Here is a 19,743-nt window from a genome sequence, read left to right on the forward strand (position 1 = left end):
ATTATAAAACTAAGCTTACAAAAATTATAGATTTGCAGGCTTATTTGTCATACTTTCGTTTAAAAATAAATCGACACAATTTTAATTAAGTCGTTAAATTATACAAAATAATAAAGCAAAACATACGATGATGCTTGACTTTACGTAGAAAAAGAAGTAGCGATTATTTTTTATTAAATATTCATAAGCTATTTAGATGAAATGGTAAATTTGATTTAACACGGTGGTGCTTCGCCCATTAAATAAGTAATTGAAACTCCTGAATCTGATCGAAACAAGGTAAATACTGTTTTTTGTATTAAATATAGATGCCTTCAAATATTTAAGAAGGAATTCGCTAAAGCAAATATGGCTGATTCATACTGGGAAGATGCCAATAATTTATCATTTATGAAGCATGCTAATGCATACGTAGCACAGCTCATTGCTCTTTATCAATTGGCTTTGACCGAATATATCAGGGCTAATAAGGATACTCTTGATGAAATACAAGCGAAAATGAAAGATACGGTATTACGTAACGCTATTGTGTGGAGTAACGCTTCGCCTCAAGATGTACCAAATGCTATGAAGCAGAATAACTTCACGCTGCATCCCATAGTAACGCTGCCAGATCTGTAGGACACTGGCGGCATATAATAAGATATAAGGAATCAGCGCTAATGACGTTGGTCAACAAGGCTTCGAGCTAAGTTGATTCAGGTTTTAAGCATCATGCACTTATGTGTGTGATGCTTTTCTCATTTTTATAGGAAGTTAGAGCAAGAGAGGATAGTCAAGATTGAGCGCTAATGAAAAATCCCAGTCTTGTTGATATGAGGCTAGAATTTTTATGTTGCATGAATCGCATAATGTTTATTGGTATAATTTATATGTTTATTAAGTCGTATATAGTGTAGCTGGCTCCGGCAATCTCCTTGGTTGAGGTTGGTGGGGCTGTTTTTGTGATGTGGAATATTCCAAATTAAAATTAACGTGAGTAGAAAAGAAAAATATGAGTATTAAGTATATAAAGTGTATTGCAAATTACTTTAAAGTTGCATTTTTTAAGATTCAGCCGATTACGGTCTCAGCTATATTAATATTTCTAAGTTCATATGTAAGTGGTAATGGATGGGTAAATAAGTGGCCCCGTAAGACAATACCTGACTTTCCATATTTTGGTATATTAAGCATTGTTTTGACTATTATAGTTTTGCTTTTTTGGATTGTTTCTACACACTTATTTTATTTAATGAAATTTTCCATAGTAAATGAAGTAGATACATTTTTAACCTCCTTGTTTATTATTTCTGCTACGGATATCTGGATTTTTAGTTTTTCAAATAATCAAGCTGAGTCAATTATGATGGCAATTACGCTTTTGACGGGTAGTATAATTTGTTGTCGAATTAAAAAAATTTATGATACATCGATTTCAAATGAAATATTTGAATCTAATAAATTATCAAGTTCTTTAGTTGATTTACGTGATTTATATAATAAAAGTAATGTTACGCAAAATGAACATGGCGAAATTTTAGTGGATGAGAGAGAAGTAGATTATGATCTGTTCGATAGAAGAAATATTGTTAAACAATTAACAGAAGCTATGCAACATCCAACTAGTAAACATTCATATGTTATAGGATTAACAGGTATATGGGGATCAGGAAAATCTACAATTCTTAACTTGGCTAAGAAAAAGATAAACAAAGATGCAAACTCTGTTGATTTATCACATACTAATAAATCTGATTTTGATCTATGGTTATTTGAATCTAAAGAAGAAATGATTAAAGGGATGTATAACTATTTCTTAACAGGATTAGGTATACAATATCGTTCTGCCTTAACTAATAAATTAATTACTAGTGCTGCAAAATTACTTGCAGGGATTTCAATAAATGGAATTGAGGCATTATTTTTAGATCCTAATACATATCAAGATGTTTTCGAGTTGAAGGAAAAGTTAACTAATTATGTAAAGAGTGCGAATAAACATTATGTAATGTGTATTGAAAATCTAGATAGAGCTGATAATGAACAAGTAATTTTGATTTTAAAACTTATTAATTCGGTCTTCGACATACCTAATGTTACTTATGTTCTGCTTTATGATAATGACAGACTAAATAAAGTATTGGAAAATACCGAAAGTTCAAATGTTTCATTTGCTGAAAAGGTAATAAATCAAGAGATTCAAATGCCAATTAGCATTGATTTGGACATTTGTAATACATGTCTGAACAATTTAAGAGATAGCTATGGAATGAACAATGGCTTTCAAGTAAGAGGAGAAGCTAAAGACTTTCAGAAAGTTCAAGAAAATATTGTATCGAATATCACAACCATACGAGATTTAAAAAGAATAATTAATTCGGTTTATACGATTTTAGCAAATAGGGATACACTGCGCTTATATTTACCGGACGTAATTGCTATCCAATATATCCACTTCAAAAATCCTGAATTATATGAAAATATCAAAGATCACAAAAAACTATTAACTTGGACTCAATCTCTTTATTTTAACAATCTTAATAATTTGACCACTGAAGACAGAAAGTATATTGAAGATCTTATTTCTAATAATAGACAATATGCAGATATGCTAAAAGTAATGTTTCCTGTCATAACTTATGTGACTCAAAATATTATTGAAGAATCATGTTATGGAAATTATAGTTCAAAAAGAGCAACAATAAATTCAGAAATGTTCTTTGACTGTTACTTTAATTTAGCAGAAAATGATAATACTGTTGAGAATAGTAAAGTAAAAAAGTTCATTGCTGAAGTCAATCAGATAGGAGAACAAAAAGGCAATAATATAAAAGACGATATAAATAAAGCCTGGGTAGCATTTATTACATCGATCAACACAGACAAAAACGAATTGCCGATTTCGGGACTATCAATGTTTACTGATAGAGATGATATTGTTTCTTCACAAATACGAAAAGTACTTTCTGAAGTAATTTTTGAATATGTTATCGATAATCGCCAACATAATGGATTTTATTGGGAAGATTTTATATTTATTGTTTCTAATCTTATTAAGGAGGTTAACAAAGAAGATTTTAATGATTTTTTGGTAAGTGAATTTTCTAATAGGTATGATTTGTTATATATTGTAAATAAAATTAATAGAGATATAAGTGAAAGTATAGGCAGCTTATCAGGAGATTTAATAAGAAATAGGAATACGATAGCTCAATTTCAATTACAGATGTACAAGGATATTATTGCTAAATCGGTAAATATCTTTGACGGGAACGGCTTTTATCAAAATGCCCCGCAACTTTATAATTTAATGCTCAATAATAAATTGGTTCCTGAAAAGGTTAATGCTTATTTGAGTAAGACAGTTACTTCAAAAAGTATCTTTCGCTTTTTTGGATGTCTAATAACTAATGGAGAAAACTTTAAAACAATATATTATGAAATGTCTTCTGAAGAAATGGGTAAGATTGAAGATAAATTGAAATGTATTCCGGATTTAATTGAGATTTGTAAAGAAACTGCTCCTAAAAATAAATCACAGAGAATAGTGCAGAAGGTAGTCAATGAGTATGTTGCATATAAAACCGAACTGTTAAAAAATAAAGATGCGAAGATTAATAGAGTGGAAAAAGATAGACAAATCGATTATTGTGAATTGTAATTTAATATTGTCTAAGTAATTTGTACATATAAAAGACAAAATGATAAGAATAATTGATCAATAGCAATATTAATGCTATTTGATAGTGGATTTTTATAAATAGTTGTACCAAAACAGTAATTAGAAAATTGTAGAGTCGAAGTATCTTAAGTTTTCCTTATATATTTATCGCTTTAGAGTTAAATAAGCACAGATGTCATAGTTTGGCAGCTGTGCTTTTTCTGTAGAAAGAATATGCATTATTTCTTTTGTTAAAAATCAGTCCTTTACAAAATGGAACGTTCCAACTATACTATAACTATAGAAAGCGGTTACAAGTAAAACGAAAGGAATAACATATGAATTATATTGTTAAAGGAAATACATATCGTTTTACCGTTATTACGAATTCATTAATTAGAGTTGAAGAAAGTTCGAATGGTCAATTTGAAGATCGACCTACAACTGCAATTCTAAATCGTGATTTTGCTTCTCCGGAACCAGAGGTTCTTAAAAATCATAATGGACATGTGGTAGAGATAATTACTCCTGCCTTCCATCTCTATTATGATGGCGGACAATTTTCACCAGAGAATTTATATGCAGATATTAAAGTAGCTCAAGCCCTCCATGTTAGTCGTTGGTATTTCGGTAATAAAAATGCTGAAGGAACTAACAATTTAAAGGGTACTGCCCGTACTCTAGATAGAGCAGATGGACCTATTGATCTAGAAGATGGGATCATGTCTAAAGATGGTTATAGCTATTTAGATGATTCTAATTCCTTTATTTATGATGAAAAGGAAGACAAATATATTCCTCGTTCACAAGATCAAGTAGATGGCTATCTCTTTACCTATGGTCATAATTATCAAGAAGAATTGAAAGATTTCTATTCTTTAACTGGTAAAACGCCATTGATTCCTCGGTTTGCCTTAGGAAACTGGTGGAGTCGCTACCATCCATATTCTCAAGAAGAATACATGGAATTAATTAAAAAGTTTGAAACTAAAAAGATTCCCATTAATGTGTCCGTAATCGATACTGATTGGCATCGTGAAGACATTCCAGCAAAATATGGTTCTCCTTGGACTGGTTTCTCCTGGAATAAAGATTTATTCCCTGATCATGTTCGTTTGTTGCAGTGGCTGCATGAACACAACAAACATATAGCACTGAATATTCACCCAGCCGATGGTATTCGTGCCTTTGAAGATCAATATCCACTTGTTGCTAAAGATCTTGATTTGGATACTAAGAATGAAGAGCCTGCAGCATTTGATTTGGCTAATACCAAATTTAGAAATGCATACTTTAAGGACGTTCTACATCCATTAGAAAAAGAAGGTATTGATTTTTGGTGGATAGATTGGCAACAAGGATTTTCAAAATCTAAGTCTAGTTTAGATCCTTTATGGTTACTAAATCACTATCAATATGAAGATATTAAGAAAGAAAAACCATATGCTGCTCTTATCCTAAGCAGATATGCTGGAATTGGTTCGCACCGTTATCCTTTAGGATTTTCTGGTGATACAGTAATCTCTTGGAATTCATTAGATTTCCAGCCTTACTTCACGATTACGGCATCCAATATCGGTTACACCTGGTGGAGCCATGACATTGGCGGCCATATGCGTGGTAGCTATGATGGAGAATTGTCAACCAGATGGTTACAATTTGGTGTATTTAGTCCAATTAATCGTTTGCATTCATCAAATAATATCTTTTCAGGGAAAGAACCTTGGAATTTCCGCTTAGATTATGAAAAAGCTCAAGAGAAATTCTTACGGTTACGTACCAAATTAGTGCCATTCTTAGACACAGCAAATTATCAAACAGCTGAAAATAGCGTTCCAATTGTTAAGCCACTTTATTATGAATATCCTGAAAAGGATGAAGCATATCAAATCAAGAATGAATATATCTTTGGTTCAAACATGTTGGTTTCACCAATTACCCAGCCACATGATTCCGCAACTCAACTTGGACACAGCAAGACTTGGCTTCCTAAGGGACAATGGGTTGATTACTTCAATCATTTAGTTTACGAAGGCAACACTGTTCTTAAGACATACCGCTCGATTGATGAAATGCCGGTATTCGTTAAGAAGGGCAGTTTAATTGTTACTAACCCTAACTACATGGAAGATATCGATAATCTACCAAAGAAACTACAAGTTGCAGTTTTCCCAGGTCAAGATTGTAGTTATACATTAGTTGAACATCAAAAGGGTCACGTTGCTAAAACACAATTTGATTGGAACGAGCAACAAAGAAAACTCGTCTGGAAGGTTGCAGGCGATACAGAAATTATTCCAGCAGATCGAGAAATCGAAGTAAAAGTAGTGCAATACAAGTTAGACGATGTTTTCAACAAAGCATATCAAGTATTGCAAAAGGCCAAGATCTCATTCGATGTAAAACAAGAAATTTATCAAAAGTTTGTCGCAAAAGATTATAGCTATGGTGATTTCATTAATTACTTGAATAACTTACAAGATGCAAATCTTCGTAGTGCAATGAGTGAACTTGCTTACGTCCGTGAGGCATACCATGAATAGAAAGCCGACAATGAACGATGTTGCTAGGGTAGCTGGAGTTGGTCGTGGCACGGTATCTAATTATATTAATGGCCGAAAAATTAAAGAAGAAAATCGACAAAAAGTAGATAAGGCCATAAAAGAATTAGGTTACATTCCTAATTTACAGGCTAGAGAACTAAAGACCTCGACTAATTCTGAGATTGTTTTTATCGTTCCAACTAACTGGACTTCATTCTTCTCTGAAATGATTTTTTACATGCAAGAGGAATTGAGCCGACATCATTACAAAATGATTCTAGAGAACTCACATAGTAGCCCTCAGGAAGAAAAGGAAATATTACGTATGGCTGCCTTAAATCAAGTGGCTGGAGTAATTACTATGTCATATTCCGATTTTTATAATTTTACCGATTTTAGTGAAAATTTGAATTTAGTTTCGATTGAACGACAAGTTTCACCAGAAGTGCCGCTGATTTCTAGTGATAACAAAGGTGGTGGTATTTTAGCAGCTAAACAATTATTGAAAATGCAAAGAAAACACTTATTGTTACTGAGTCGAGAAACGCATCATCATACTGGGACTGATTTAAGAGCTGAAGCGTTTAGCAAGTATTTAACTGATAAAGGTATTAAGTTTAAGCGCTTCAGAGCTTCGTTAGAACCAAGTTATCGGCAAGAAATATTTAATTATCTAGAAAAAGAAGGGAAATCTTTAGATGGTATTTTTGCCGTAACTGATGAGTATGGAATGATTGCACAACGAGCATTAGCTCAGATAAATCCAAAATTATTAGAGCAGATAGAGATAATTGGATTTGATGGAGCGCATACTTCACAATCTTCGCCATTATTTTTGGATACTATTCAACAGCCGATTAAAGATCTTGTAAAAGAAGCTGTTCACATTCTTTTGAAGAAAATTAATGGAGAAACAGTTGAGAATAATTATCGCAAAATTCTGCCAGTAACTTTCGTGAAAGCAGAAAGGGATTTATTTTAATAAGGAGTAAATATTATGAGTATGTGGAAAAAATTATTGATGGTAAGTACAGTTGCATTAACTGCAGTAACACTTGGAGCCTGTGGAAATAACCAAAGTTCTACTAGTTCTTCAAATAATAGTAATAAGCCATTAACCCTTTGGGTAGCTACTGATTATGTTCCATGGTATAAAACTTCAGTTAAGGAATTTGAAAAGAAGCACCCAAACATTAAAGTAAAGGTAGCTCCAAGTCCTAACGGTACTGCCAATGCCAAGACAGATGTTGGTAAAGACCCAACTAAAGCAGCTGATGTATTTGCAGTGCCACATGATCAATTAGGACAAATGGCAAGTTCTGGATACATTAACCCAGTTTCACCCAAAGATACCCAAAATATTAAGAATAATGATATTGCAGTGGCATACAAGGCTGCTTCTTGGAAAGGTAAAGTGTACGGTTATCCATATACTTCAGATATTAACTTCTTGTATTACAACAAGTCTAAGTTGTCAGCTAACGATGTCAAAGATTGGGACACTTTGACTAAGAAAGGCGTTGTAGCAACTGACTTCTCAAATGCATATAACATTTGGCCAATTATGTTCTCAGCAGGTACAAAGTTATTTGGTGATAACGGCGAAGATGTAAAGGGCTCAACTATGGATAGTCAAGATGGTGTAAATGGCTTGAAATGGGTAGCTGCTCAAAAAGATAATAAAGGCGTAATGCAAACTTCTAATGCATTGAACCAATTAAAGTTGAACCATGCACAAGCAATTCTTGATGGACCATGGGATGCAACTAACATTCGTAGAATTTTAGGTAAAAACTTTGCTGTAGCTCCATTCCCTAAGGCAACTGTTGGCGGTAAGCAAGTACAAATGAAGGCATTCTTGGGTATTGGTTGTTTTGCAATTAACTCACGTACTAAGAATCCTAAAGGCGCTGCAGAATTGGCTAACTTCTTAACAAGTAAGGAACAACAATTAGTAGTTCATAAGAAGACTGGTGAAACTCCTGTTAATAAAGCAGCGGAACAAACCCCAGCTGTTAAGAATGATGAAGTTGCAGATGCTGTTATGACTATGTCACAACCAAGTCACTCAGTAATTATGCCAAAATTACCACAAATCACTGTATTCTGGAATGAATCAGCTCCATTATTAAGTGGTGTATACGACCACAAAGTTAAGCCTGATCAATACAGAGCTAAATTAGCTAAACTTCAAAAAGATATTTCTAAGAAATAGAACATAAAGCAAAATAATAATGAAGACATCCTGTTGAAGGATGCCTTTTTTATGCATGAAATTTCTCTCACTCATACCAGTTTGATCAGGTTTATACTGAAGATAAGTAGTAATAAGGAGAAAAACATGAAGATCAAAAGAATTTTAGCTTTTTTGGCAGGGATGTTAATTGCTATTTCAGCAGGTTGGATAACTAATCAACCTGAGCAAGTAGGTGCATCTATTTTTCAAAAGACCGCAGTGCCTAAGAATTTCTGCAGCACTTGGTATAGTTGCTGGGGTAACGGGAAGGTTCAGCCCTTCAAGATTACACGCACTGAAATTAATTTAGCCGGCTGTACTGATGGCGGGGCAAGAGTCTACAAATATACTAAATGAGCATATAATGCCAAAGGCAGTTCGCACCTATTGATTAGGACTAAAGGCAATAGAATGTGGATATGCGCCCCACACGGTCAGACATCAACTGCGTACGTCACTAATAGCCGTAAAAATCTCTATGTATTTGTCACTACTTGGCCGAATACGTATTCCAAGAGTAAATCCGCAGCCAGAAAAAACTATAAAGCCGATAGTAGCATGAGCAGAAGAGGTAAGCTTTCTAAGCTGGTTTGGGGTAATTAGTTGAAGGAGCTGAACTGTCTGTTAAACAATTGAGTTAACAACTCAGCTGTGACATAATGTAAGCAATGGGAGGAAAGCTCCTTTATAAAATTTACGTGGGACAATGGTCCCTTGGCACTCATTTTTTGATGGGTGCTTTTTTTGTTTAGGGGATGCATTGTGATCCAAAACATTTTAATAAAACCTATGTTCTTTTTACTGACTTTAATATAATTATTTCAGTTCCTACGAACAAATGATCGAAGAGAGCAATAAAATAATACTTTTTGTAATAAACCTTGTAAAATAATAGATGAAAAATAGTATTAGATTAGAAAGTTTTTAGTAAAGCCAAATATAAAAGTTGGACCTAAAGCTAATAGATAAAATATAAGAATAATATTTGCAATTACTTTGAGTTCTTTTTTTGAAAACATAGATTTTTACCAAATGATTATATTGAATAGACTTACTTTTTTATTAGCATACCAAATATTTTTAGGGGAACTCAATCTATTTTGAAAATGTTAGAATTAATGAAAAAGAAACACGAGGCATAATCATGTCAGAAATTAAAATTGTTCAAGGAGATATTACTAAAATGCCAGCCGATGCGATCGTTAATGCGGCTAACCGCTCCTTATTAGGCGGCGGGGGCGTTGACGGTGCAATTCACGCTGCTGCTGGTCCAGAATTACTCGCTGAATGTGAAAAGCTAGGTGGCTGTGAAACTGGTCAAGCTAAAATCACTAAAGGTTACAACTTACCAGCCAAATATGTTATTCATACGGTTGGTCCGGTTTATCATAGTTCTGTTAGGGATGCCGAAAAACTGCGGGCTTGCTACTACAATTCCTTAGAAGTAGCCCGGAAAAACAACTTACACAGCATTATCTTTTCTTCCATTTCAACTGGAGTCTACGGTTATCCCGCTGACAAGGCAGAAAAGCTTGCCTTTGACACAATCCGGACTTGGCAAAAAGAGCATCCAGATTATCAAATTGACATTACGCTTTGCGCCTATGATAAGTGGATGTATCAATTGATGAAAAAATTGCAGTAAACAAAAAGCCATGATCATGTGCGATCATGGTTTTTATTTTAGTTACGATAACTTTTACTCCAAGCAAAAATCAAAATTAAAATAAAGTTGAGTAGCAGGGTAAAACCAGTAATCCAAAAGACAGTCGCATAGTTGGATAAGCCTGAAATCGTTGAGCCCATCAAGGATCCCAGCACAGCTCCAACAGCTTGGAAGGACTGATTGTAACTGAAGATTCTGCCAAAGCTTTCAGCTGGCGTATTCAAAGTTAAGACGGTTTGCGCAGCTGGTAACATCCCCGCACTGGCAATTCCTAACAAGAACCGCAAGAAAGCCAGTACCCATGGATTATTCGTCAAAGCCATCGGAATGAACAGAATAAACCCCACAACTAAGCCAACGCGTAAGACCCGCAGTGGACCAATTTCGTCCATCTTGTGGCCAATCTTTGAGGCTGCAATTAAGGTTCCAAGGCCTGGTGTAGCGGCAACTACCCCGGCAACAAAGGCGACATCGGAGCTATGAGGCATCATTGATTTAACATATAAAGACACGATTGGGTCAATCGACATGGTTGAAGATTGAACCAACATAGTAGTAATAAACATGATGATAATCAATTTCACACTAGGCAAGCTCTTCATAATTTCGCCCATTGGCTTCATCTTGTCACGTGAAATTGGCGTAAAGTTTTCATGAACTAAAAAGCTCGTTCCTAAAAAGACCAAGAACATCAAGACCCCAGTGATAAAGAACGGAATCCGGTAACCCCAGGCTCCGCCAAAGATATTACCGAAGGAACTTGAAAGGGCCCCACCAAGTAGTGGTCCAACCAAGTTGCCGGCCGTCCCAGCCGTCATCATCTGGCTCATTACCCAGCCGCTACGTTGGTGCGGAGTTTCACCAGCCATTAAGGCCGTAGCGTTATTGATGTAACCAGAAAAAGAGCCCTGAATAAACCGCATGATAACAATGTAAAGAGCGTTGGGTGCAAAACCAGTTAAAGTAATGGTCAACGCCATCACGCCTGAAGCCCGCATACACATTAATTTTCGTCCTTTGCGGTCAGCCAAACTGCCCCAGTAAGGAGAAACAATTGCCTGAGCGATGAAAGTCATGGCAAAGGCAAGTCCAGAATAAAGGTTAACTTGCAATTTACTGTAATTACCTAAATCTGAAATAAAGAGGGAAATAAAGGGCATGGTCATTGAATAGCCCATCCCGGTGATGAAACAGCCAAGCCATAAAGTATAAAAGGCTTTGTGCCAACTTTGTGGTAAATTTAGCGAATCTGTTTTATGCAAAAAGTCATCTCTTTCAATTAGTAAGTGTATCTAGTTAATTGTACCACGCAAAATGTATAAAAATTGTTGAAAAAGTAAAAATTGTTGTAGCAGTTTAGCGTTTCTGTGCTAGGATAGTGGCTTGAGAAGGGAGTTGTCACTATGGCACATATGTCACGCCGTGAATATCGCATGAAGAAAGAACACGGCCAGATGCAAGCGGAGAAGGCAAGAAGTAGTTATGCTAAAAATCGTGCTAATAGCCGCGAAGAATTTCAGTTAAGAGAAAAAAGACATGAGCACCGCAATAAACCAGCAATCACTGCTGGAAATTCCCGTGAGGATTATACCCACGTAAAATTGAATTTTTGGCAAATTTTTTCGGATCGGCCATATGTTTCTGTTTTCTTGATTCTGGTGGCGATTTTCTTAATCATGATCAAGCTCTGGTGGGGATTAGCGATTCTGGCAGTTTTGATTGCCTTAGGTATTGTGGTGATTGGTCACAGTCACCATCCGCATCAAGTACTCAGTCTTGAATTTAAGATGAAGGCTTCCAGAAAGCTTAGTATGCTCAGAGCTCTGCAATTAGGTGGGTCAGTTCTAATGTTCTTGGCTACTTATATGAAGCAAGTCGTGAACGTTAACTTTTCTTCAGCTGGTTCCACTGATAGTTTGCAGGTAGTTGAGGGGATGCTTTCTAGTCGTGGCGGGAGCTATGGCCAACAAGGGACGTATTTTTTAAATTTGTTAAATACCTTCACTGGTAACCAGCTCTGGAGTACATACCGTTATGCCACCAATAGTGCACAAATGATGAGTTCACCCTCAGGACGCTGGATTGTGATGTGGACGCTTTTATTAATGATTGCTCCAGCTTTTTGTGTGTTAGCGCAATTTTTCAAAGAACCATATTCAAGAAATGCAACTTTAATTGCTTCAATTATTACGATGGTAAGCTTCTTGTTCACTCCAATCTTGATGAAACGTTGGGTAGTAGCTTATGCCGTTGAAAATCAAATGGATCAAGTTTCAGCTCAATCAGCTGTCACCATTGGTCCGATGGCTTATGTGGCAATTGCATGTGCGATTGGCGTTATGATCATTGCCTTTTATCGCTTTATTAAGCGTGATAATTTTAACTAAAAAATGCAAAAAAATAGCGGCTAGGATTGATTATCCTAACCGTTATTTATATTTACGGGAATTTCACTGAAGTAATTTTTAGTACCAGTGGTGAGCTAACCAAAATCTCTTAGCGTTAGCCCATGAACCGTAACGACTGTAAACGTAGTTGTCAGCAACTCGTTCTTGATTCTTAGGAGATAAATCGCCGTGCAAGTAACCAATACTTAATTGGTACTTACCGTAACAATTACCGTTTCTAGCGATGTAGCTACCGCCTGATTCACGTAAAGCGATCCAACGCTTAGCTGCCTTTTCCTTCTTAGAAAGCTTACGAGCAGCTTGAACAGTTTGAGTGGTAGAACTATTAGTAGTAAAAGCTTGAACTGCAACAACTGTAGTCAAGGCTAAAGTAAACGCGATAACTAATTTAACTAACTTAGATTTTAAATTATTCATAGATATTTTCATTCCCTGTAAAACTTAATTATTTCTTAATGACTATGCTTTAATAGTACAAGGTAAATGTGACAGCAATGTTACAAAACGACAACGGAGCTCTTACAATCAAGAAAAAAAGTGCATCAGCTACGTAAAAAACCGCTTTTTTGGTAAAATTTAAGGTGAATCATGCTATTTAAGGAGGAAGAAATATATGGCAGTTAAACGTTTTTATGAAACTTTCCACCCAGAACATTACGACTTACGGATTAATGTTAACCGTAAGCACAAGACAATCAATGGTACTTCAACGATTACTGGTGAAGTAATCAGTAACCCAGTTTTCATTAATCAAAAGTACATGAGCATTGATAGTGTTAAGGTTGATGGTAAAGACGTTGATTTTGAAGTAATTGAAAAAGATGAAGCAATTAAGATCACCGCTGGTGTCACTGGTAAGGCAGTTATCGAAATTGTTTATAGTGCTCCACTAACTGATACTATGATGGGAATTTATCCTTCATACTACAAGCTAAATGGGGAAAAGAAGGAAATCATCGGTACTCAATTTGAAACTACTTTTGCTCGTCAAGCTTTCCCAAGTGTGGACGAACCTGAAGCTAAGGCTACTTTTTCACTTGCTCTTAAGTGGGATGAAGAAGAAGGCGAAGTTGCCCTTGCTAACATGCCAGAAGTTGAAGTTGACAGGGATGGTTACCACCACTTTGAAGAAACTGTCCGCATGTCTAGTTACTTGGTGGCCTTTGCCTTTGGTGACTTGCAATCTAAGACGACCCATACTAAAGATGGTGTCCTAATTGGAGTTTATGCAACCAAGGCCCACAAGCCTAAGGAATTAGACTTTGCCTTAAATGTTGCTAAGCGCGCAATTGAATTTTACGAAGAATTCTACCAAACTAAGTACCCATTGCCACAATCATTGCAACTTGGTTTACCAGACTTCTCAGCTGGTGCCATGGAAAACTGGGGCTTAGTAACTTACCGTGAAGCAGCCCTTTTGCTTGATCCAGACAACACTTCACTTGAACAAAAGAAGTATGTTGCGACAGTTATTACCCACGAATTAGCTCACCAATGGTTCGGTGACTTGGTAACCATGAAGTGGTGGGACAACTTATGGCTTAACGAAAGTTTCGCTAACATGATGGAATACTTGTCAGTAGATGGCTTGGAACCAGATTGGCACATTTGGGAAACTTTCCAAACTAGTGAAGCAGCTGCTGCTTTGAACAGAGATGCTACTGATGGGGTTCAACCAATTCAAATGGAAATTAACGACCCAGCTGACATTGACTCAGTCTTTGACGGTGCCATCGTTTATGCTAAGGGTTCAAGAATGTTAGTCATGGTTTGTGCTCTTCTTGGCGATGATGCTTTAAGAAAGGGCTTGAAGTACTACTTCGACCAACACAAGTTTGATAATGCCACTGGTGATGACCTTTGGGATGCTCTTTCAACTGCTACTGATCTTGATATTGGTAAGATCATGCACTCATGGCTTAAGCAACCAGGTTACCCAGTTGTTAATGCCAAAGTTGACGCTAACGGCCACTTGATTTTGAGCCAAAAGCAATTCTTCATTGGTGAAGGTAAGGATGTAGGCAGAACTTGGCAAATTCCATTGAACGCTAACTTTGACGCATCTAAGATTATGTCTGAAAAGGAAATCGATCTTGGCGACTACAAGGAATTACGTGCTAAAGCTGGTCACCCATTACGTTTGAATGTCGGTAACAACTCTCACTTCATCGTGAAGTATGATGATACTTTAATGAAGGACATCATGGCTGACGTTGATAACTTAAACCCAATCGACAAGTTACAATTACTCCAAGATTTACGCTTACTTGCAGAAGGCAAGCAAATTTCTTACGCTGTCATCGTGCCATTGTTGACTAAGTTTGCGGATTCTAAGTCAAACTTAGTAATCAACGCTTTATACACCACTGCTGCTAAGTTGCGTCAATTCGTTGATCCAGATTCAGAAGCAGAAAAGAACTTGAAGGCCTTCTACAACAAGCTTTCTGAAAAGCAAGTTGCTCGTTTAGGCTGGGAAGTTAAGTCTGGTGAAAGTGACGAAGATATTCAAATTCGTCCTTACGAATTAAGCGCAAGCATTTATGCTGGTAACGCTGATTCAATTAAGGCTGCACACAAGTTATATGAAGAAAATGAAGATAATTTGGAAAGCTTAAACGCTGACGTTCGTCCATATGTTTTACTTAACGAAGTCAAGAACTTCAGTAGCCACAACTTAATTGCTAAATTAATTAAGGAATACCAAGAAACTGCTGATGCTTCATACAAGGTTGACTTGCGGGCTGCCATTACTAAGACCACTGATCCAGCTGAAATCAACACGATTGTTGAAGATTTCGAAAACGCTGATGTCGTTAAACCACAAGACTTGCGTGGCTGGTTTGCTGGTTTACTTGTTAACCACAAGGGTGAACAAGCAGCTTGGGACTGGATTAGAGAAGACTGGGACTGGCTTGATAAGACAGTGGGTGGTGACATGGAATTTGCGACCTTCATTACTGTGATCAGCCGCGTCTTCAGAACTCCTGAAAGATTGAAGGAATTCAAGGAATTCTTTGAACCAAAACTTAATGTCCCATTGTTAAGTCGTGAAATTAAGATGGATACAAAGGTTATTGCAACTAGAGTTGACTTAATTAAGGCTGAACAAGCAGATGTTAACAAGGCGGTTAAAGAAGCTTTGTAATTAGTAAAATATGTTAATCAAAAAGGCTGTAGGAAAGTTATTTCCCACAGCCTTTTTTGACGCCTTCCTTATAAGAGCGATATAATTATTATTTTGTTGACTTTTAGTAAGGAGTTTTTAATTAATTTATGAATAAACAAAATACCGATACAGCCTTCTTCGGTCAGCCGAAGGGCTTATCAACCCTATTCTTCACCGAAATGTGGGAACGGTTCAGTTATTATGGTATGCGGGCAATCCTGCTCTTTTACATGTACTATGCGGTAACTGAGGGTGGTCTGGGCATGAATCAGACTACGGCCGCTTCTGTGATGTCGATTTATGGTTCCTTAGTTTATCTAGCAACGATGGTTGGTGGCTGGATGGCCGACCGGATTTGGGGTGCACGCCGCACAGTCTTTATTGGCGGTGTCTTCATCATGTTTGGGCATATCGTGCTAGCACTTCCAGCTGGACAAGTTGCCTTATTTGTTTCCATTGCCTTAATTGTCATTGGGACGGGACTTTTGAAGCCTAACGTTTCCGACATGGTTGGTGGACTTTATAGTGCTGAAGACCGCCGGCGGGATGCTGGTTTCAGTATGTTTGTCTTCGGGATTAACTTAGGTAGTGCGATTGCGCCAATTTTAGTTCCTTGGGCTGCTAATGGCTTTGGCTTTAAGTTATTTGGTACGCAAACTAACTTCCATGCTGGTTTTTCATTAGCCGCGGTCGGAATGTTCTTTGGATTATTGCAATATTACTTCGGCGGGAAGAAATACTTGTCAAATGAAAGTTTATTGCCTAACGATCCGATTGATAAGGGCGATTTATTACGCATTATCAAATGGGTAGTAATTGGCATAGTTGCTTTAGCTGTAATTTTAGCCGGCATGGGCGCAGCTGGTCAATTGAATATTGATAATGTCATCACCTTATTGACCATTATTGCGATTGCTTTGCCAGTTTACTACTTCGTTGTGATGCTCAAAAGCCCTAAGGTTAACAAGCAAGAACGTTCAAGAGTTAAGGCTTATATTCCTTTGTTTATTGCCGCCGCAATTTTCTGGGGGATTGAAGAATCTGGCTCTGTTGTATTAGCTTTATTTGCGCAAGAAAGAACTATCTTACACCTTGGTAGCTGGCATTTTGCGGCTGCTAACTTCCAGACTTTAAATCCAGTCTTTATCATGATCTTGACGCCATTCTTTGTTTGACTATGGGAAAACTGGAAGAAGCAACCAACTGCTCCAGGTAAGTTCGCAGCAGGGCTAATCTTTGCTGGTTTATCTTATGTCTGGATGGCCATTCCAGGGATGCTCTTTGGGACGCAAGGGCGCGTTAGTCCATTGTGGTTAGTTGGTTCTTGGTTTATCGTCGAAATTGCCGAGATGTTAATTTCACCAATCGGTTTATCAATTACCACTAAGCTAGCTCCTAACGCTTATCGCTCACAGATGATGAGTATGTGGTTCTTGGCCGATGCTACTGGACAAGCCATTAATGCCCAAATTGTAAAGTTCTATTCAACTGGCACAGAAGTCCCATACTTCTGGTCTGTCGGTTTAGTAAGTATTATCTTCGGGTTGATCATGTTCTTGATGGTCAAGCGGATTAATGTGCTAATGGACGGAATTAAATAAAAATAATAAAAAAGTGTTTTGGAAATTTTTCACAAAACACTTTTTTTCTACCTAAAGTCAAGTACTATCAATGATTAAAAGGGATTTATTTCCTACTTCTATGCCGTCATTTTAAAGAAGGTAATTAATGAGATACCAACTAAAATAATTCCTAAAACTAAGAAGATCCAGCCGATGGTCTTTTGCCAGGCCTGTTCTTCATTACTCTTCGCCCGTAAAAAGGAAACTAAGGCGACGAATAAACAGATTATTCCTACAATTGTCATTGTTAAATTCTTTCTTTAGTTGTAAACAATTACTGCTTGGTTTTGGTGAACATTCTTCCAAACACTATGAATTTCAGCTGGTTTAACATTGACACAGCCGTGAGAACCACCCTTTAAGTAAGCAGTCTTACTCCAGTCAGTCCGCCAACTAGCATCGTGAAAACCACAACCACTTAAAGTAAATGGCATCCAGTATTTAACTTTGGAAGCGTACTTTGAACCATCGTCATTGTAACCCCGTAAAGTACTTGGGGATTCCTTATATTGAATGTACCAAACTCCAGTAGGTGTCCGGTTACCCTTACCACCGGTGTAAGTTCCAGTTACTACATCAGTTAAGTGGACCACAACCTTCTTGTTGCGTACGATCCACATTTCTTGTTTCTTAATTGAAACAACAATATAGCTGTTACCAATTCCGTGGTTACTCTTACCGTAGCCGTGAGCATAAGTACTGTAACCTTCACCGTAGAGATAGTCTTTACCATCCACGGTCTTCGTACCGTTCATAAAGGCTTTTTCAATGGCGGGCTTGGTCTTCTTCAGATAAATGCCCCAACCGTAACTTTGGTTCTTGACGGTAATCGTTTTACCGTTAACCTTGTTACCAGTTGGTACCGTGAAGCGGTAGCTCTTGTGTAAAGTTGAAACTTCTTTGTTAATTTCATTTAACTTCTTATCTAACTTATCAACATCTTCAAATTGATATTTACCATCACGATAAGTAGCTTGATCAATTAAATCTTTAGCTTTCAACTTGTAGCTTTTACCACCGACTTTATAGTCAACAACGGCATTATGGACTTGCATCAACTTCTTCTTAGCCGTTGTTAATTCTTTTGACTCGTAGTTATATTTCTTATTGCTTGGCATGGCTGTATGTTGCTTATCGAAGAAGTCTTTGACTTCATTTTCTTCGATCGTCTTTAATTTTGGATCGCGGCTAACCACAACCTTATCATCAGTTAAACGGACCGTGTTTTTGGCTTGGGTGTTGATCTTAGCCGTTGCTTTAGCAACTGTTAATTTACCGACCTTAACGCCATAAATTGTCGTATTTGGATTAAAGTGCGTTGTCGCAAATTTTCGTGCCTTAGCTTCAGCTGCCACGCGGTTATTGTGAATGACCACGCCACCAATAATTGCAATGACGATCACTAGTCCAACAATAACGAGAAGCAGATTACTACGATTATTACGTTTTCTTAGAGTTTTTCTTGATTGCATATTAATACCCAACTTTTTATTTGAATCTCTTAATTAAACGAATGAATGTTTGCTAAAAGTTTATCATTTAGACTCGCATTAGTAAAGCAAGTCTGCTTGAAGAATGTTTATCAATTTCCCTATAATTATCATATTAGTCCAATTAGAAGTGAAGAGGGGAAAAAGATGAAAAATGATCCATTAGTTTTTCAAATGAGTATCGCTAAAGGTAAGCCCCAATCTTATCGTAAAGATGCTCCTAGAAAGAAAAAGGTTTGTCCTTTTTGTGATGTAGCCCATTTAACTGATATTTATGAGCAAGCTGGTCCCATGATCTGGCTGCATAACAAGTTTCCTACGTTAAGAGATACAGTGCAAACCGTCTTAATTGAATCAGATGATCATCACGGCGACATTGCTACATACTCACGTGACTATAACCGCAAGTTGATGAAGTTTGCCTTAGCTTGCTTTAAAAAGATGCAAGCTGATCCGCAATATCAGTCAGTTCTTTGGTATAAGAACTTTGGCCCCAATTCCGGTGGTTCACTAGTGCATCCCCATATGCAAATTGTGGGTTTGCAAAAAGAAGACGGTTATAAGTACCTCCATCCCAATAACTTTGAGGGAGAAACAGTCTTTCAAAGCGCTGACGTGGAAGTTAATGTGGCTGAGCACCCGGTGCAAGGTTACACCGAATTGAATTTTAACACTTACCACGAGCAAGATTTAGACCTATGGGCTGATTGGATTCAAAGCGGCGTGAAGTACATGCTTAACGTTATGTATAACGGCCGCTGTGATTCATATAATCTCTTCTTTTATCCGCGCTTTGATCATGGGATTTGCGCCAAATTAATCACGCGTTTCAATGCGCCACCATATTTTGTCGGTTATAAATTATCACAAGTTAATGATGAACTTACCCTTGATTTGGAAGCTAAACGCTTTGGGAAATTTTTTGCCAATGGGTTAAAAATTGAAAAGTAAAAAATAATTCTAAGAGTT

The 19,743-nt window shown here is 36.9% G+C and carries 14 protein-coding genes and 1 pseudogene; 11 read left to right on the forward strand and 4 right to left on the reverse strand.

The features are described 5' to 3' along the window. Window positions 1–348 precede the first annotated feature (348 nt). The 7 genes from EJK17_RS07445 to EJK17_RS07475 all read left to right on the forward strand — a co-directional run bounded on the left by EJK17_RS07445 (window position 349) and on the right by EJK17_RS07475 (window position 10,067). Complete coding sequence (locus EJK17_RS07445) at window positions 349–621, forward strand: hypothetical protein (protein ID WP_236629362.1); 273 nt, start codon at window positions 349–351, stop codon at window positions 619–621. A 373-nt stretch (window positions 622–994) separates the two neighbouring features. Further along, window positions 995–3,643 (forward strand): P-loop NTPase fold protein, encoded by a 2,649-nt coding sequence (locus EJK17_RS07450; RefSeq protein ID WP_103661984.1) that lies wholly within the window; start codon window positions 995–997, stop codon window positions 3,641–3,643. 338 nt (window positions 3,644–3,981) lie between these two features. Further along, window positions 3,982–6,186, forward strand: a complete 2,205-nt coding sequence (locus EJK17_RS07455; protein WP_103661985.1) for a glycoside hydrolase family 31 protein — start codon at window positions 3,982–3,984, stop codon at window positions 6,184–6,186. After that, window positions 6,179–7,168 (forward strand): LacI family DNA-binding transcriptional regulator, encoded by a 990-nt coding sequence (locus tag EJK17_RS07460; protein WP_168180764.1) that lies wholly within the window; start codon window positions 6,179–6,181, stop codon window positions 7,166–7,168. The genes EJK17_RS07455 and EJK17_RS07460 overlap by 8 nt, the downstream gene beginning before the upstream one ends. A gap of 15 nt (window positions 7,169–7,183) precedes the next feature. Next, window positions 7,184–8,401 (forward strand): extracellular solute-binding protein, encoded by a 1,218-nt coding sequence (locus tag EJK17_RS07465; protein WP_127796313.1) that lies wholly within the window; start codon window positions 7,184–7,186, stop codon window positions 8,399–8,401. Between the two features lie 126 nt (window positions 8,402–8,527). Beyond that, window positions 8,528–8,779 (forward strand): hypothetical protein, encoded by a 252-nt coding sequence (locus EJK17_RS11835; protein WP_236629363.1) that lies wholly within the window; start codon window positions 8,528–8,530, stop codon window positions 8,777–8,779. A gap of 787 nt (window positions 8,780–9,566) precedes the next feature. Continuing rightward, window positions 9,567–10,067, forward strand: coding sequence for an O-acetyl-ADP-ribose deacetylase (locus tag EJK17_RS07475; RefSeq protein WP_103661987.1), 501 nt, complete (start codon window positions 9,567–9,569; stop codon window positions 10,065–10,067). A 38-nt stretch (window positions 10,068–10,105) separates the two neighbouring features. On the opposite strand, the gene EJK17_RS07480 is transcribed toward EJK17_RS07475, so the two are convergent. Next, complete coding sequence (locus EJK17_RS07480) at window positions 10,106–11,350, reverse strand: MFS transporter (RefSeq protein WP_103661988.1); 1,245 nt, start codon at window positions 11,348–11,350, stop codon at window positions 10,106–10,108. A 141-nt stretch (window positions 11,351–11,491) separates the two neighbouring features. Here EJK17_RS07480 and EJK17_RS07485 point away from each other — a divergent pair, with 141 nt between their 5' ends. Next, window positions 11,492–12,475, forward strand: a complete 984-nt coding sequence (locus tag EJK17_RS07485; protein ID WP_103661989.1) for a cytochrome C5 — start codon at window positions 11,492–11,494, stop codon at window positions 12,473–12,475. 78 nt (window positions 12,476–12,553) lie between these two features. Here the strand turns inward: EJK17_RS07485 and EJK17_RS07490 are convergent, their stop codons facing one another. Then, on the reverse strand, window positions 12,554–12,925 hold the full coding sequence (locus EJK17_RS07490; protein WP_369823616.1) for an aggregation-promoting factor C-terminal-like domain-containing protein: 372 nt from the start codon (window positions 12,923–12,925) through the stop codon (window positions 12,554–12,556). 184 nt (window positions 12,926–13,109) lie between these two features. Between EJK17_RS07490 and EJK17_RS07495 the strand changes: the two genes are divergently transcribed. Next, a complete protein-coding gene (locus tag EJK17_RS07495; protein WP_103661991.1) occupies window positions 13,110–15,641 on the forward strand; it encodes a M1 family metallopeptidase in 2,532 nt (843 codons plus the stop codon). Between the two features lie 128 nt (window positions 15,642–15,769). Then, window positions 15,770–17,263: pseudogene (locus EJK17_RS07500) on the forward strand (peptide MFS transporter). Window positions 17,264–17,361: 98 nt separating this feature from the next. On the opposite strand, the gene EJK17_RS11450 reads toward EJK17_RS07500, so the two are convergent. Continuing rightward, on the reverse strand, window positions 17,362–17,529 hold the full coding sequence (locus tag EJK17_RS11450) for a hypothetical protein (protein ID WP_168180766.1): 168 nt from the start codon (window positions 17,527–17,529) through the stop codon (window positions 17,362–17,364). A gap of 15 nt (window positions 17,530–17,544) precedes the next feature. After that, a complete protein-coding gene (locus EJK17_RS07505; protein ID WP_103661992.1) occupies window positions 17,545–18,756 on the reverse strand; it encodes a L,D-transpeptidase family protein in 1,212 nt (403 codons plus the stop codon). Between the two features lie 165 nt (window positions 18,757–18,921). Between EJK17_RS07505 and EJK17_RS07510 the strand changes: the two genes are divergently transcribed. Next, the gene (locus tag EJK17_RS07510; protein WP_103661993.1) at window positions 18,922–19,725 is read left to right on the forward strand and encodes a DUF4931 domain-containing protein; all 804 of its coding nucleotides are present in this window, start codon (window positions 18,922–18,924) and stop codon (window positions 19,723–19,725) included. Window positions 19,726–19,743: the final 18 nt, after the last annotated feature.

Origin of the sequence: Lactobacillus xujianguonis (assembly GCF_004009905.1) — a bacterium.
GTDB lineage: Bacteria > Bacillota > Bacilli > Lactobacillales > Lactobacillaceae > Lactobacillus > Lactobacillus xujianguonis.

Excerpts from the sequence above, each read along its gene's own strand:
- EJK17_RS07475 (WP_103661987.1), top strand. The coding sequence starts at position 9,567 with ATGTCAGAAATTAAAATTGTTCAAGGAGATATTACTAAAATGCCAGCC.
- EJK17_RS07485 (WP_103661989.1), top strand. The coding sequence starts at position 11,492 with ATGGCACATATGTCACGCCGTGAATATCGCATGAAGAAAGAACACGGC.
- EJK17_RS07505 (WP_103661992.1), bottom strand. The coding sequence starts at position 18,756 with ATGCAATCAAGAAAAACTCTAAGAAAACGTAATAATCGTAGTAATCTG.
- EJK17_RS07445 (WP_236629362.1), top strand. The coding sequence starts at position 349 with ATGGCTGATTCATACTGGGAAGATGCCAATAATTTATCATTTATGAAG.
- EJK17_RS07510 (WP_103661993.1), top strand. The coding sequence starts at position 18,922 with ATGAAAAATGATCCATTAGTTTTTCAAATGAGTATCGCTAAAGGTAAG.
- EJK17_RS07490 (WP_369823616.1), bottom strand. The coding sequence starts at position 12,925 with ATGAAAATATCTATGAATAATTTAAAATCTAAGTTAGTTAAATTAGTT.
- EJK17_RS07465 (WP_127796313.1), top strand. The coding sequence starts at position 7,184 with ATGAGTATGTGGAAAAAATTATTGATGGTAAGTACAGTTGCATTAACT.
- EJK17_RS07460 (WP_168180764.1), top strand. The coding sequence starts at position 6,179 with ATGAATAGAAAGCCGACAATGAACGATGTTGCTAGGGTAGCTGGAGTT.
- EJK17_RS07450 (WP_103661984.1), top strand. The coding sequence starts at position 995 with ATGAGTATTAAGTATATAAAGTGTATTGCAAATTACTTTAAAGTTGCA.
- EJK17_RS11835 (WP_236629363.1), top strand. The coding sequence starts at position 8,528 with ATGAAGATCAAAAGAATTTTAGCTTTTTTGGCAGGGATGTTAATTGCT.
- EJK17_RS07455 (WP_103661985.1), top strand. The coding sequence starts at position 3,982 with ATGAATTATATTGTTAAAGGAAATACATATCGTTTTACCGTTATTACG.
- EJK17_RS07495 (WP_103661991.1), top strand. The coding sequence starts at position 13,110 with ATGGCAGTTAAACGTTTTTATGAAACTTTCCACCCAGAACATTACGAC.
- EJK17_RS11450 (WP_168180766.1), bottom strand. The coding sequence starts at position 17,529 with ATGACAATTGTAGGAATAATCTGTTTATTCGTCGCCTTAGTTTCCTTT.